Annotated in this window: 12 protein-coding genes; 7 read left to right on the forward strand and 5 right to left on the reverse strand. The window is 73.4% G+C overall.

The genetic code is table 11. The annotated features are described in order from the left end of the window. Window positions 1-2 precede the first annotated feature (2 nt). The 3 genes from MTO91_RS05960 (at window position 3) to MTO91_RS05970 (ending at window position 4098) form a co-directional block, all read left to right on the forward strand. Window positions 3-2474, forward strand: a complete 2472-nt coding sequence (locus tag MTO91_RS05960; RefSeq protein ID WP_253066824.1) for a GcvT family protein — start codon at window positions 3-5, stop codon at window positions 2472-2474. An 87-nt stretch (window positions 2475-2561) separates the two neighbouring features. After that, window positions 2562-3101 carry a cyclodeaminase/cyclohydrolase family protein gene (locus tag MTO91_RS05965; RefSeq protein ID WP_357437413.1) on the forward strand — a complete coding sequence of 180 codons (540 nt, stop codon included), beginning with the start codon at window positions 2562-2564 and terminating at the stop codon, window positions 3099-3101. Between the two features lie 67 nt (window positions 3102-3168). Then, complete coding sequence (locus MTO91_RS05970) at window positions 3169-4098, forward strand: bifunctional 5,10-methylenetetrahydrofolate dehydrogenase/5,10-methenyltetrahydrofolate cyclohydrolase (protein ID WP_476653991.1); 930 nt, start codon at window positions 3169-3171, stop codon at window positions 4096-4098. On the opposite strand, the gene MTO91_RS05975 is transcribed toward MTO91_RS05970, so the two are convergent. After that, window positions 4061-4726, reverse strand: coding sequence for a GntR family transcriptional regulator (locus MTO91_RS05975; protein ID WP_208825059.1), 666 nt, complete (start codon window positions 4724-4726; stop codon window positions 4061-4063). The two genes, MTO91_RS05970 and MTO91_RS05975, sit on opposite strands and share 38 nt — an antisense overlap. 138 nt (window positions 4727-4864) lie before the next feature. On the opposite strand from MTO91_RS05975, the gene purU reads away from it, so the two are divergent. Further along, entirely contained in the window at window positions 4865-5713 is an 849-nt protein-coding gene (purU, locus tag MTO91_RS05980; RefSeq protein ID WP_405418950.1) for a formyltetrahydrofolate deformylase, read from the forward strand. A gap of 274 nt (window positions 5714-5987) precedes the next feature. Here purU and MTO91_RS05985 read toward each other — a convergent pair whose 3' ends face one another. Then, the gene (locus tag MTO91_RS05985) at window positions 5988-7136 is read right to left on the reverse strand and encodes an aromatic ring-hydroxylating oxygenase subunit alpha (protein WP_405418949.1); all 1149 of its coding nucleotides are present in this window, start codon (window positions 7134-7136) and stop codon (window positions 5988-5990) included. 735 nt (window positions 7137-7871) lie between these two features. On the opposite strand from MTO91_RS05985, the gene MTO91_RS05990 reads away from it, so the two are divergent. Further along, entirely contained in the window at window positions 7872-9707 is a 1836-nt protein-coding gene (locus MTO91_RS05990) for a BCCT family transporter (protein ID WP_476653992.1), read from the forward strand. A 45-nt stretch (window positions 9708-9752) separates the two neighbouring features. Here the strand turns inward: MTO91_RS05990 and MTO91_RS05995 are convergent, their stop codons facing one another. Then, on the reverse strand, window positions 9753-10328 hold the full coding sequence (locus MTO91_RS05995; RefSeq protein WP_476653993.1) for an isochorismatase family protein: 576 nt from the start codon (window positions 10326-10328) through the stop codon (window positions 9753-9755). A 3-nt stretch (window positions 10329-10331) separates the two neighbouring features. Then, on the reverse strand, window positions 10332-11618 hold the full coding sequence (locus MTO91_RS06000) for a nicotinate phosphoribosyltransferase (protein WP_251785510.1): 1287 nt from the start codon (window positions 11616-11618) through the stop codon (window positions 10332-10334). Window positions 11619-11656: 38 nt separating this feature from the next. Between MTO91_RS06000 and clpS the strand changes: the two genes are divergently transcribed. Both clpS and MTO91_RS06010 read left to right on the forward strand, forming a co-directional pair. Continuing rightward, on the forward strand, window positions 11657-11965 hold the full coding sequence (gene clpS / locus MTO91_RS06005) for an ATP-dependent Clp protease adapter ClpS (RefSeq protein WP_060710877.1): 309 nt from the start codon (window positions 11657-11659) through the stop codon (window positions 11963-11965). 2 nt (window positions 11966-11967) lie between these two features. Continuing rightward, complete coding sequence (locus MTO91_RS06010; RefSeq protein ID WP_100879829.1) at window positions 11968-12519, forward strand: DUF2017 domain-containing protein; 552 nt, start codon at window positions 11968-11970, stop codon at window positions 12517-12519. 16 nt (window positions 12520-12535) lie between these two features. Here the strand turns inward: MTO91_RS06010 and MTO91_RS06015 are convergent, their stop codons facing one another. Further along, window positions 12536-14176: a bifunctional metallophosphatase/5'-nucleotidase gene (locus MTO91_RS06015; RefSeq protein ID WP_476653994.1), complete on the reverse strand. Its 1641-nt coding sequence runs from the start codon at window positions 14174-14176 to the stop codon at window positions 12536-12538. Window positions 14177-14347: the final 171 nt, after the last annotated feature.

Here is a 14347-nt window from a genome sequence, read left to right on the forward strand (position 1 = left end):
CCATGACCCCCCGTGTCGTCATCATCGGAGCCGGGATCGTCGGGGCGAACCTGGCCGACGAGCTCACCACCCGCGGCTGGACCGACGTCACCGTCCTGGACCAGGGGCCGCTGCCGCTGACCGGCGGTTCCACCTCGCACGCCCCCGGCCTGGTCTTCCAGACCACCGGGTCGAAGACCATGACCGCGTTCGCGACCTACACCGTCGAGAAGCTGAAGAGCCTGGACGTCGACGGCGGCTGGTGCTTCAACCAGGTCGGCGGCCTGGAGGTCGCGACCACCCCGGAGCGGCTCGCCGACCTGCACCGCAAGCGGGGCTGGGCGGTCTCCCGCGGGGTCCCGGCGTCGGTCGTGGACGCCGCCGAGTGCGCGCGGCTGCACCCGCTGCTCGACGCCGACCAGGTCCTCGGCGGCCTGCACACCCCCACCGACGGCCTGGCCAAGGCGGCCCGCGCGGTCGTCGCGCTGGCCCGGCGTGCCGAGTCCCGCGGTGCGGTCTTCCGCGGCTCGGTGCGCGTCACCGGCATCGCGCAGTCCGGCGGCCGGGTCACCGGCGTCGAGACCGCCGACGGCGAGACCGTCCCCGCCGACATCGTCGTGTCCTGCGCCGGGTTCTGGGGCCGCGAGCTCGGAAAGCTCGTCGGGATGCGGGTGCCGCTGCTGCCCCTGGCCCACCAGTACGCCCGCACCACCCAGGTCGAGCAGCTCGTCGGCCGCAACGACGAGCTGATCGAGGCGCGGCTGCCGATCCTGCGCCACCAGGACGCCGACCTCTACTACCGCGAGCACAACGACTGCATCGGCATCGGCTCCTACGCCCACCGCCCGATGCCGGTGTCGATCTCCGACCTGCCCGAGGTCGGCGACGGCGAGGTAGGCGAGCGCACCCAGCCCTCGATGCTGCCCTTCACCTCCGACGACTTCGCGCTGCAGTGGGAGCAGAGCACGCAGCTGCTGCCCGGTCTGCAGCGCTCCACGATCGAGCACGGCTTCAACGGGGTCTTCTCCTTCACCCCCGACGGCGGCCCGCTGATCGGCGAGTCCGCCGACGTCGCCGGCTTCTGGATCGCCGAGGCCGTGTGGGTCACCCACTCCTCCGGCGTCGCCCGCTCGGTTGCGCAGCTGCTCGTCGAGGGCCGCAGCGAGCTCGACCTGCACGGCTGCGACGTGCACCGCTTCGACGAGGTCGAGACCACCGACGCCTACGTCGACGAGACCTCGCAGCAGAACTTCATCGAGATCTACGACGTGCTGCACCCGCTGCAGCCGAAGCTGTCCCCGCGCGACCTGCGGACCAGCCCGTTCGTGGACCGCCAGCGCGAGCTCGGGGCGTTCTTCCTGGAGTCCCACGCCTGGGAACGTCCGCACTGGTACGAGGCCAACGCGGTGCTGGCGAAGGACCTGCCCGCCGAGTGGCGTGCCCCGTCCCGCGACGCGTGGTCGGCGATGTTCCACTCGCCGGTCGTCGCGGTCGAGGCGTGGCGGACCCGCACCGCGGTCGCGATGTACGACATGACCCCGCTGAAGCGCCTGGAGGTGTCCGGGCCGGGTGCGTGCGCGTTCCTGGAGGGCCTGACCACCGGCACGATGGACAAGTCCGTCGGCGCCGTCACCTACACCCTCATGCTCGACGAGGCCGGCGGCGTCCGCAGCGACCTCACCGTCGCCCGGCTGGGCGAGCAGCTGTTCCAGGTCGGCGCGAACTCCCACCTCGACCTCGACCATCTGCGGCGTGCGCTGCCCGACGACCACTCGGTGGTCGTCCGCGACATCACCGGCGGTACCTGCTGCATCGGCGTCTGGGGCCCGCTGGCCCGCGACCTGGTGCAGCCGCTGTCGGGCGACGACTTCTCCCACGAGGGGCTGAAGTACTTCCGCGCGAAGTCCGCGCACATCGCCGGCATCCCGGTGACGGCGATGCGGCTGTCCTACGTCGGCGAGCTCGGCTGGGAGATCTACACCAGCGCCGAGTACGGCCGGAAGCTGTGGGACGTGCTGTACGAGGCCGGGCGCCCGCTCGGCGTCGTCGCGGCCGGGCGCGCGGCGTTCAACAGCCTGCGGCTGGAGAAGGGCTACCGCTCCTGGGGCGCGGACATGTCCACCGAGCACAACCCGTACGAGGCCGGTCTCGGTTTCGCGGTCCGCCCGCACACCAAGGGCGACTTCGTGGGCCGCGCAGCCGTCGAGAAGATCGACCCCGACGCCGTCACCCGCAGGCTGACCTGCCTCACGATCGACGACGGCCGCAGCGTCGTCCTCGGCCACGAGGCGGTGTTCGTCGACGGCGAGCCCGCCGGCTACGTCACCTCCGCGGCGTACGCCTACACCCTGGGGACCCCGGTCGCCTACGCCTGGCTGCCCGCCGGGCTGCCGGTCGGGGGAGGGGTCGAGATCCAGTACTTCGACCGGCGGATCCGCGCCTCGGTCGCGGCCGAGCCGCTGTTCGACCCGGAGATGAGCCGCATCCGGCGCTGACCCGCACGGCCCGGGGCCGGCCCACCCCCCCCGGGGCCCCGGGCCCCGACGTGCCACCCCCGTCGCACCGCCGCACGGAAGGACCCCATGCGTTCCGACACCCTCGACCGGTTCCTCTGGGACCTGGCCGCCCGCGTCCCCGCCCCGGGCGGCGGCGCGACGGCGGGCCAGCACCTCGCGCAGGCCGCCGCCCTGCTCGGCATGGTCGCCCGCCACACCAACGGCGAGCGATACGCCGGGCACACCGACACCGTGCTCGACATCCGCAACCGGGCCGACGCGCTGCGCATCACCGGCCTCGGACTCGCCGAGGACGACGCCCGCGCGTTCGGCGCGGCCTACACGCTCCCGCGCGACACCGAGGAGGCGGGGCGGACCCGCACCGCGGCGATCGCCGCCGCACTGGTCGAGGCGGGACGGATCCCGGCGCAGGTCATCCGCGCCGCGGAGCAGGTGGGCGACCTCGCCGAGCGGCTGCGGCCGATCGGCAACCCCCACGTGATCAGCGACGGGGGAGCCGCGGCCGACGCCGCCCGGGCCGCGGCCGGCACCGCCCGGCTCGACGTCGAGATCAACCTGGCGGCCTCACCGACCCGCCGGCGCGCGACGAGCTGTCCGCGGCACTGACCGGCGTCGACGACCTGCTGCGCCGGGCCGACACGGTGACCGACGACGTACGGGAGCAGATCCGCCGATGACCCCGCAGGCCCCCACCCCGCCGCCCCCCCGCCCCGACCACGTCGTGCTCGACGGCACCGCGCGCGCCCGCGAGCTGCGCCGGGGCGTGCACGCCGAGGCCGCCGCGCTCACCCTGCTCGGCGTCGCACCGCGGCTGGCCGTCGTCGTCGCCACCGCCGACGAGGGCGCCGGCTGGTACGTCCGCTCGCTGTCCGGCGCCGCCCGCCGGGTCGGCGTCGAGTGCGAGGTCGTCGACCTCGGCCCGGACGCCGCGCCCGAGCTCATCGGCGCCACCCTGGCCCGCCTGAGCAGCGACGACACCGTGCACGGCATCATCCTGCAGACCCCGCTGCCCGACGGAGCGCGGGTCGAGGAGCTGGCCGCGTCGATCGTCCCGGAGAAGGACGTCGACGGCGCCAACCCGCTGTCCGCGGGCCGGCTCGCCGCGGGCCTGCCCGCCTACCCGCCGGCCACCGCGGCCGCGGTGCTCGAGCTGCTCGACCACCACGGCGTCGAGCTGGCCGGGCGCAGCGCGGTCGTCGTCGGGCGCTCGCTGGTCGTCGGCAAGCCGACCGCCCAGCTGCTGCTGCAGCGCGACGCGACGGTCGGGATCTGCCACCGCCACACCAAGGACCTCGCCGAGCACACCCGCACCGCGGACGTGCTGGTCGTCGCGGTCGGGCGGATCGGGCTGATCCGCGCCGAGCACGTCGCCGACGGCGCGGTCGTGGTCGACGTCGGTACCAACACCGCGCCCGACGGCAGCCTGGTCGGCGACGTCGACGCGGTCGACGTCGCGCGGAGGCCGGGGGCGCTCACGCCGGTGCCCGGTGGTGTCGGTCCGGTGACCACGGCGCTGCTGCTGGCGCACACCGTCCGCTCGGCGCGCACCCACGTCCGAGCCCCGCTCAGACGACCTGGCGGACCGCCTTCTCGAACCCGATGACGTGCGCGCGGGCCCGTTCGGCCGCCTCGTCGGCCTGCTGGCCCGCGATGGCCCGCAGCAGCCCCGAGTGCTCGCCGACGTGCTGGTCGAAGTCGGTCATCCGGTCCAGGAACAGGCAGAAGATCCGGGTCGCCAGGTTGTCGTAGCGGATCAGGGTGTCCTCGAGGTGCGGGTTGGCCGCCGCGGAGTAGATCGTCCGGTGCACGTGCAGGTCCCAGCGCATCAGCTCGTCGCGGTCCAGTGTGCGCACGTCGATCCGGTCGATCGTGTCGGCGAGCTCGGCGAGGTCGGCCCGGGTCGCGGGGCCGGAGTACTCGGCGGCACGGCGCGCGGCGAGCGGCTCGAGCTGCACACGGATCTCGGAGATGTAGGCGAGGTCGGTGATGTCGACGCCGGTCGCGAACGTCCCGCGGCGCGGGTAGGAGACGACCAGCCGGTCGATCTCGAGCCGCTTGAGCGCCTCCCGGACGGGGGTGCGACCGACCTCGAGGGACTTCGCGAGGGCGACGTCGTCGATGGCCGTCATCGGCGGGATGTCGAGCATGATCAGCCGATCCCGGATCACCGTGTACGCCTTGTCGGCGAGGGACGTGTACTCCGGCTCGGCGTCGTCGGGAAGTGCGGTCACCGTCGCATGTTAACGCGACATGTGTGATTAACAGTCCTCGGACAGCCCCACACCTCTTGACTGAGACTGATATATCAATGCACTATCTACAGCGTGCCGCGGTCTCCGCGGACCGCGTCCGACCGAGGAGAGGCCGCCGTGTCCCGTTCCTTCATCCTGACCCTGGACTGCCCGAACCGCACCGGCATCGTGCGGGCGGTCAGCGCGTTCCTGTTCGAGCACGGCTGCGACATCGGTGAGTACCAGCAGTTCGACGACCCGCTGCGCGGCCGCCTCTACCTGCGCACCCAGGTCGGCGCGGAGCAGGACGTGGACCTCGACGCCGTCAGTCGCGACTTCGAGGCCGTCGCGGCGGAGTTCGGCATGAGCTTCACCTTCACCGACGGTGTCCCCGCCCGGATCCTGGTGATGGTCTCCAAGCTCGGCCACTGCCTCAACGACCTCATCTTCCGCTGGCGGGCCGGCAGCCTCGGCGCCGACATCGTCGCCGTCGTGTCCAACCACTCCGACCTGCGCCCGATGGCCGAGGCGGCGGGGCTGCCGTTCGTGCACGTCCCGGTGACCGCGGAGACCAAGCCCGAGGCCGAGGTGCGGCTGCTGTCGCTCGTCGACGAGTTCGACGCCGAGCTGGTGGTGCTCGCCCGCTACATGCAGGTGCTCTCCGACGAGACCTGCAAGGCCCTCGAGGGCCGGGCGATCAACATCCACCACTCGTTCCTGCCCGGTTTCAAGGGCGCCCGCCCCTACCACCAGGCCTACGAGCGCGGCGTCAAGCAGGTCGGCGCCACCGCCCACTACGTCACCCCGGACCTGGACGAGGGCCCGATCATCGAGCAGGAGGTGATCCGGATCGACCACTCCTACGACCCGAAGGCCCTGCAGATGGTCGGCCGCGACGCCGAGGCGCTCGCCCTGTCCCGTGCGGTCCGCTGGCACTGCGAGCGACGGGTGCTGCTGACCGGCGGCAGCACGGTCGTCTTCCGGTGACGCCGCTCCGGCCTCCACGGCCCCGTCCCCGCACCGCGGGGGCGGGGCCGTTCCGCGTTCTGTCGGTCGTGTCCCGCCTGCCGCTGCCCGGCCCGGCGACACCTCGCGTCTCGTGGCACCCGACGCGTGGGGTGCCACGCGTCGTGGTGGGGTGCCACGGTGTTCGTGCACTTCTGCCCGATGCCGGGGGGCGGGAAGGGGGAGTGGGGCGCACGACCGCCCCGCGCCGGCGGGCCGGGCGGGGCGGTCGTGGTGGTGCGGGACGGAGCGGGGATCAGCCCACCCGGTCGCGCACCCAGTCGTGGAACTCGCCGATGTGGTGCTCGCTGGGCACGAGCACGCCGCCCTTCTCGTAGGAGCGCGAGTCCATCGCGAGCTGACAGCGCTCGCAGGCGTCGAAGTCCTGGACGTTGACCCGGTGGAACAGCTCCACCGAGCGGTCGATGTCGGCGCCGGAGTCGACGACCTCGGGCAGGTAGAGCCAGTCGCAGACGACCAGGGTCCGCTCGGCGGTCAGCGGGAACATGCGGTGGAACACCACGTGGTCGGGGACCAGGTTGATGAACACCGACGGTCGCACGGTGATGGCGTAGTAGCGGCGGTCCTGCTCCTGCGCGACGCCCGGGATGCGGGTGAGCCCCTCCGAGCCGTCGACGGTGAACCCCTTGATCTCCTCGCCGAACTCCGCGCCGTGCCCGACGAAGTACTGGGCGGCGAGGCCGTCGGCGAACTCGGGCAGCACCTCGGTGAGCTCGGGGTGGATCGTCGCGCAGTGGTAGCACTCCATGAAGTTCTCGACGATCTGCTTCCAGTTCGCCGTGACGTCGTAGGAGATGCGCCGGCCGAGCTTCAGGTTCTCGACGTCGTAGCCGACGATCGCGTCCGGCGAGCCGAGCCGGGTGGTGACGTCACCGATCACCGTCTCGGTGAAGGAGGGCGGCTCCTCGGCCAGGCTCAGCCAGACGTAGCCCAGCCACTCGCGGACGTGCACGGTGTGCAGGCCGTACTCGACCTTGTCGACGTCGGGCATCGAGCTGAGGTTCGGCGCCGCGATGAGCTTGCCGTCCAGGCCGTAGGTCCAGGCGTGGTACGGACACTGGAAGGAGCGCTTGACCTCGCCCTTCTCCTCCGTGCACAGCCGCGCGCCGCGGTGCCGGCAGACGTTGAGGTAGGCCCGCACGGAGTTGTCCCTGGCCCGCGTGACGATCACGCTCTCCCGTCCGATCTGGACGGTCTCGAACGCGCCGGGCTTGTCCAGGTCCGCGGCCAGCACCGCGCAGAACCACGTCTTGTGGAAGATGTTGTCCTGCTCGGCCCGGAAGATCGCGGGGTCGGTGTAGTAGTGGCCGGCGAGGGTCTCTCGCAGGCTGTCCGGGAGGCTCTGCCCCTCGGTGGCGGGGGTCGACAACTCACCGGTCGTCATGGCGGTACTCCTCGTGGGCGACGGTCGGGCGTGCGGCTGCGGGGCGGGGTGCGAGGCCGGTAGCCGTCGACGGGTGGGCCTCCGGCGGGCCGAGCTCGGGATCGGTGCGACGGCGTCGGGGTGCTACGGAGGCCGGCGCCGCGGGACCGGGGGTTCACGCGACGGCCGGGCGCCGGAGGCGACCGGCGTGCGGTCACGGTGGAAGCGTTGCGGCACAGCGGATCACCTCCTGCAGTGGGATTCCGACGCGATGACGGCGGCGATCGGGGCCGCGGAAACTCACGAGAAACACGGGAAACTGTTGCGTAACAAGCAACGAGTCGCTCAATGCGCACCACGATGGGAGCGCGTCTCCCGGGTCGGTGTCAAGGGGTCGCGGCAGTGGTGTTCGTGCAGGCCCGGGGTGTGGGCCGGTCGTCCCGGGCGGGGCGACGGAACTGCTGGGGGCACGGTGGCGACTCCGGTGTCGGCGGGCTCCGAGCGGCCGGTGGGGTCTTGACCGCCGCTTCGGGGCCATCATAACGTGCACAGATATATTAATCGAGTATCTGATGGGGAGCAGGTGAGGCCGGGCGCGGTCCCGGCCGGCCGCCGCCCCTCCGGCGCCGCCTGCGCGGCCGGGAGGGACCCGCCCCCGCACCCGTCGCGCCGGCGATCCCGGCCGCGGGACCGCACGACCCACGGAGCGGCGCACGGACCGCACTTCCCCCGCACCCGGACAGAGGTGGAGACGTCATGACGCAAGTCGATCCCCGGTCGTGTACCGAGGACCCCGGAGCGCCCCCGGAGCGCCCCCGCACGGACTGGACGGTCTTCGGGATCGGCGCCGCGCTGGCCCTGCTGTTCGTCGTCTGGGGGGTCGCGGCGCCGGAGAACCTGCGTACGACCGCGTCCGGGATGATCGAGGCCCTGATGCGCGGGGGCGGCTGGGGCTTCATCCTCGCCGCGACCGCCTTCGTCGCGTTCGCGCTGTTCCTGGCCTTCAGCCGCTTCGGGCGCATCAAGCTCGGCGCCGACGACGAGGAGCCCGAGTTCCGCACGGTCTCCTGGATCGCGATGATGTTCTCCGCCGGGATGGGCATCGGGCTGATGTTCTTCGGGGTCACCGAGCCGCTGACCTTCTTCCGTTCCCCGCCGCCCGGGTCCGCCGCGCCCGCGACGACCGAGGCGATGCAGGTCGCGATGGCGACGTCGCTGTTCCACTGGACGCTGCACCCGTGGGCGATCTACGCCGTCGTCGGCCTCGCCATCGCCTACTCCACCTTCCGCCGGGGCCGGCGGCAGCTGATCAGCCAGGCGTTCGTCCCGCTGATCGGGCAGAAGGCCGCCGACGGGGCGATCGGCAGGGCGATCGACATCCTCGCGATCTTCGCGACGCTGTTCGGCTCCGCGGCCTCGCTGGGTCTGGGCGCGTTCCAGATCGGCGGCGGCATGCAGACCGTCGGCTGGGTCGACGGTGTGCCGGGGGCCGGCGTGCTCGCCGCGATCATCGTCGTGCTGACCGCGGCGTTCATCCTGTCCGCGGTGTCGGGCGTCGCCAAGGGCATCCAGTGGCTGTCCAACACCAACATGGTGCTGGCCGGGGCGCTGGCGCTGTTCGTGTTCGTCGTCGGCCCGACGGTGATCATCCTGGACCTGGTGCCGACCGCGCTGGGCGCCTACTTCGCGCAGTTCTTCGAGATGGTCGGGCGCACCGAGGCCGTCGGCGGCGAGCCGATGCTCGAGTGGCTGTCGAGCTGGACCGTCTTCTACTGGGCGTGGTGGATCTCGTGGACGCCGTTCGTCGGCATGTTCCTGGCGCGGATCTCGCGCGGGCGCACCATCCGTGAGTTCGTCGGCGGCGTCATCCTCGCGCCGAGCCTGGTCTCGCTGGTCTGGTTCTGCATCTTCGGCGGCGCCGCCGTCGAGCAGGCCCAGCAGGGTGCGCAGTTCTCCGACGACTCCAACGTCCAGCTCTTCCAGATGCTCGGCGCCTACCCGTGGGCCACGGCCACCGGCCTGCTCGTGATGGTCCTGGTGGCGATCTTCTTCGTGTCCGGCGCCGACGCCGCGTCGATCGTGATGGGCACGCTGTCCCAGCGCGGCACCATCGAGCCGAGCAGGTGGGTCGTGGTCTTCTGGGGTGCCGCGATGGGCGCGGTCGCGGTGCTGATGCTGGTCACCGGGGGTGAGGACGCCCTGTCGGGCATCCAGAACCTGACGATCCTGGTCGCCGCGCCGTTCGTGGTGATCATGGTGCTGCTGTGCCTGGCGCTGCACCGCGACGTGCGCCGGGACAAGGTTATCCTGCGCGCCGAGAAGAGCGCCGAGGTGATGGAGCAGGCCGTCGAGTGGGCGACCGACAACCACGGCGACGACTTCTACGTGAAGGTCGGGTCCTTCGCGAAGGACGACTCCGGTGAGCCCGCCTCCCCGGACGGCACCCACCCCGCCGCGACCGCCGCCGCGACCGCCGACGGGGCGGGGGACCGGGCCGAGCCCGTCCCGGTCGCCGTCGTCGACCCCCTCGCCCCGGTCGACCGGCCCGACGACGACCGGCCCGCCCCCGTCGGCACCGCCGACCGGCACTGAGTCCGGCACCGAGTCCGGCCGGTCCGGCGCCGGGGCCGCCGGGGGTCAGGCGGTGCGGAGCTCCACGCCGGCCTCGGTCAGCGCGGCGAGCGCCCGCTCCGTCGTCTCCGGTGCCACCCCGGCGCAGTGGTGCAGCAGCACCGTCGTCGCCAGCCCGAGCCGGGACGCGTCGAGCGCGGTCGCCCGGACGCAGTGGTCGGTCGCCAGGCCGACGACGTCGACCTCGGTCACCCCGTGCTTGGTGAGCCAGTCGCCCAGCGGGGTGCCCGACTCGTTCGCGCTCGCGCCCTCGAACCCGGAGTAGGCGCTGGTGTAGGCGCCCTTGTCGAAGACGCACTCGATCGGCGCCACGTCCAGTGCCGGGTGGAACGACGCGCCCGGCGTCCCCGCGCGGCAGTGCGGCGGCCAGGAGTCGACGAAGTCCGGGGTGTCGGAGAAGTGCGGCCCCGGGTCCACGTGCACGTCCCGGGTGGCGACGACGTGGTCGTAGACCCGCCCGTCGCGGCCACCGGTCGCGAGCGGCCCGATCCCGGCGGCCACGGCGGCCCCGCCGGCCACCGCGAGGGCGCCGCCCTCGCAGAAGTCGTTCTGGACGTCGACGACGATCAACGCTCGTGCCATGGCTCAGCTCCCGGTGAGGAAGGTGGTCGGGATCGCAGGCTCGCCGCGGGACAGCTTCAGCCCCTCCCACGGTACGGCGACCAGCGCCGTCCGCAGCCGCTCCCGGGCGGCCTCCAGCCCGGTGACGACGTCGTCGGCGACGACCTTCCCGTCCCGCACCAGCGGCACCGGCAGCACCCGGTCGTGCGGGCCGAGGACCGGGTCGGTGCCGTAGGGGTACACGACCTCCTCGACCGCGGTCCCGGTCGGCTTGAACCGGCGCAGCGCCGCCTTGCGCCCGCCGCGGGACTCCTTCGCGCTCGACCGCTTGGCCACCGGGCGCCCGTCGACCTCGACGAGCTTGTAGACCATCCCGGCCGTCGGCGAGCCCGACCCGGTGACCACCGAGGTCCCCACGCCGTAGGAGTCGACCGGCTCGGCGCGCAGCGAGGCGATCGCGTACTCGTCGAGGTCGCCGGAGAGCACGATCCGGGTGCCGGTGGCGCCGAGCGCGTCGAGCTGCTCGCGGGCCTGGCGGGCCAGCTCGCCGAGGTCGCCCGAGTCGATGCGGACCGCCCCCAGCCCGGGCCCGGCGGCCGCGACGGCGTACTCGATGCCGCGGCGGATGTCGTAGGTGTCGACGAGCAGCGTGGTGCCGGTGCCCAGCGCGGCGACCTGGCTGGCGAAGGCCGCCGGCTCGTCGTCGTGCAGCAGGACCCAGGCGTGCGCGGCGGTGCCCGCGGTCGGGATGCCGTGCCGGGCACCCGCGGCGAGGTTCGACGTCGTCGCGAAGCCCGCCAGGTACGCGGCCCGGGCCGAGGCCACGGCGGCCTCCTCGTGGGTGCGCCGCGAGCCCATCTCGATGAGCGGCCTGCCGGCCGCCGCGGTCACCATCCGGGCCGCCGCCGAGGCGATCGCGCAGTCGTGGTTGTAGATCGACAGGGCGACGGTCTCCAGGATCACCGCGTCGGCGAAGGTGCCGGTCACGGTGAGGACGGGGGAGCCGGGGAAGTACAGCTCGCCCTCCGGGTAGCCGTCGACGTCGCCGGAGAAGCGGTAGTCGCCCAGGCGCTCCAGGGTCGCCGCGTCGACGACCGGGGCGAGGAACTCCAGGTCGGCGGCGGAGAACCGGAAGCGCTCCAGCGCCTCCAGCAGCCGCCCCGTCCCGGCGACGACGCCGTAGCGGCGCCCGTCGGGCAGGCGGCGCGCGAACAGCTCGAAGACGCAGTGGCGTTCCGCGGTGCCGTCGGCGAGGGCCGCCGCCACCATCGTCAGCTCGTAGCGGTCGGTCAGCAGGGCCGTGCCGGTCATGACCGGGAGCCTACGGCTCCTGTGCCACCATGGGGCGCATGTCCGCGCCGTCCCCAGCGCCGTCCCCGGCGCCCACCGAGCAGGTCACGCCCGACCTGGACGAGTCCGCCGGCCCCGACACGCCGTGGCAGGCCATCGTCTGGAACGACCCGGTCAACCTCATGTCGTACGTGACCTACGTGCTGCAGAAGGTGTTCCACTACCCCGAGGCGAAGGCCACCGCGCTGATGCTCGACGTGCACCACAAGGGACGCGCCGCGGTGTCGGCGGGGGACAAGGACACCGTGGAGGGCCACGTCGCCCAGCTCCACGCGGCCGGCCTGTGGGCCACCATGCAGCGGGCCTGAGCGTGAACGGCTGGAAGCGCAGCGGGCGGGGCGACCGCGTCCGCTACACGTCCGGGTTCTCCGGCGAGGAGGCCGTCGTCCTGCGGGGCCTGTTCGTCGAGATCCGCCAGATGCTCGCCGGTCGTGCCGAGCTCGCGCCCACCGACGAGCTGGCCGAGCTGACCGGCATCCGCACCGGCCCGACGTCGCGGCCGACCGACCGGGTGCTGGCCCGGTTGCTGCCGGACTTCACCACCGAGGACTCCGATCTCGCCGGCGGGATGCGCTCGCTGCACGAGCCGTCGCTGATCGAGGCCAAGGACACCGCCGCGGCGACCGTGCTGGACACGCTGCCCGAGGCGGGCGGACGGCTCGAGCTCACCGAGGCCCAGGTCGACGCCTGGCTGGCCGCCCTCAACGACGTGCGGCTCGCGCTCGGCACCGCCCTCGACGTGAACGAGGACATGCCCGAGCAGCTGTCCGACGACGACCCGCGGGCCCAGCACCTGGGCGTCTACCACTGGCTGACCTACGTGCAGGACTCCCTGGTCCGGGTCCGCGTCCGCGGGCTCTGACCCGCCCGGCCGACCCTCAGCGGCGCACGATCCGGTCGGTCGACGGCGCGGCCAGGCCCGGGTTCGCGCCCAGGTACGCGACGAACGCGTCGAGGTCCACCGGGCCGCCGACCAGCTCGGTCCCGGCGGTGAAGGTGTCGAAGCCGTCGCCGCCCGCGGACAGGAAGTTGTTCGTCGCGACCCGGTAGCGGCCGTCGTCGGTGACTCCGACGCCGCCGATGGAGATGTCACCGACCCGGTTCCCGGCCACCACCGTGTAACGCAGGTTCGACGAGCTCTGCAGCACCGTCGGACCGTCGTCGACGGTGAACTGCTGGTCGAGCACCGCGCGCAGCTGAGCGCCGGTGAGCGTCATGGTCTGCAGGATGTTGCCGAAGGGCTGCACCGTGTAGGCCTGCCCGTAGGTGACCCGCCCGCCCGGGCCCGGCACCAGGTCCGCGCGCACCCCGCCGGGGTTGGTCAGCGCGAGCTGTGCGCCGTCACCGCGCGAGGCCGCCAGCTGGGCGTCGGCGATGACCGTGCCGAGCGGGGACAGCCCGGTCGGTGCGGCCGCACGCAGCAGCGGCCCGGTCACCGTTCCGACCGGCCGTTCGGCCAGCGGCCGCGACTGCGCGACCGCACGGTCGACGATGTCGGCGACGGCCGGGTCGGGGGCGACGTCGCGGGTGACGACCTCGTTGCGGGCCGTCGTCGCGCCGCGGTCCACGTCGCCGTCGCCGGTCAGGGCGAGGTCGACCACCGACAGCAACCTGCCGGACGACAGGCCCTGCACGAACGGTCGCGGGTTCCCGGCCGGGTCTGTCGCCGAGCACGCGTACTGCTGGTGGGTGTGCGCGGAGAACACCGCGTCGACGTCGGCGGACACCGCGGCCGCGATCCGCGACCCCGGCCCGCCGGGCTCGATCGCACAGGCGTCCGGGCCGCCGTCGCCGGTCGCCTCGTCGCCCTGGTGCAGCAGCAGCACCTGTGCCCGCACCCCCTGCGCGGTCAGTTCGCGCGACGCCGCGTCGACCGCGGCGACCTCGTCGCCGACCTCCAGGCCGCGGATGCCGTCGGGGGAGACCAGGTCGGGCAGCTCGGACAGAGTGGCGCCGATGACGCCGATCCGGGCGCCGCCCGTCTCCACCACCGTCGACGCGGCGAGCGCGGGCTTCCCCTCGGTCACGTTCGCCGACAGGATCGGGAACGACGCGCCGTCGTAGGACGGGGTGAAGCGGCAGCCGTCGGCCGGGTGGCAGCCGCCGCGCTGCAGCCGGCGCAGCTCGGTGATGCCCTCGTCGAACTCGTGGTTCCCCGCGGCGGACGCCGCGACGCCGATCCGCTCCAGCACCTCGACGGTCGGCTCGTCGCGGAACAGCGCCGACGCCAGCGGAGACGCGCCGACGTTGTCGCCGGTGGACAGCACCACGCTCGCCGGGGCCTGCGCCCGCAGCGCCGCGACGTGCGCGGCGACGAACGCGGCGCCGCCGGCCTCGACCTGCGCGCCGGCGTCGTCGGTCACCCGGCCCGAGGACCCCGAGGGCGGCTCCAGGTTGCCGTGCAGGTCGTTGAGCGCGATGAGCCGCACCGTGCCGGAGCCGGGCGCGCCCGCGGCGGGGCGGCCCGAGAGCGTCACCGCCTCGACGGTGACCGCGACCGCGAGGACGACGACGAGCACGGCGGCGAGGACGAATCCGACACGGCGACCGGAGGGGGGGGCACGCAGCGCAGTATGGACGCACCCCCGCCCGGGAGGTCGTGGCCGGGATCACAGAACGTGGTGTCGGGTGCGTGAACGGCCGGTTCCGGCCCGGCGGGTGTTCGGTCCCGCGGCCGGGGCCGCGTATCC

The organism is Pseudonocardia sp. 2-7 (genome assembly GCF_056341085.1).

Coding starts and splice junctions, on each gene's coding strand:
- MTO91_RS05990 (WP_476653992.1), top strand. CDS start 7,872: ATGACGCAAGTCGATCCCCGGTCGTGTACCGAGGACCCCGGAGCGCCC.
- clpS (WP_060710877.1), top strand. CDS start 11,657: ATGTCCGCGCCGTCCCCAGCGCCGTCCCCGGCGCCCACCGAGCAGGTC.
- MTO91_RS05965 (WP_357437413.1), top strand. CDS start 2,562: ATGCGTTCCGACACCCTCGACCGGTTCCTCTGGGACCTGGCCGCCCGC.
- MTO91_RS05985 (WP_405418949.1), bottom strand. CDS start 7,136: ATGACGACCGGTGAGTTGTCGACCCCCGCCACCGAGGGGCAGAGCCTC.
- MTO91_RS05970 (WP_476653991.1), top strand. CDS start 3,169: ATGACCCCGCAGGCCCCCACCCCGCCGCCCCCCCGCCCCGACCACGTC.
- MTO91_RS05960 (WP_253066824.1), top strand. CDS start 3: ATGACCCCCCGTGTCGTCATCATCGGAGCCGGGATCGTCGGGGCGAAC.
- MTO91_RS05995 (WP_476653993.1), bottom strand. CDS start 10,328: ATGGCACGAGCGTTGATCGTCGTCGACGTCCAGAACGACTTCTGCGAG.
- MTO91_RS06000 (WP_251785510.1), bottom strand. CDS start 11,618: ATGACCGGCACGGCCCTGCTGACCGACCGCTACGAGCTGACGATGGTG.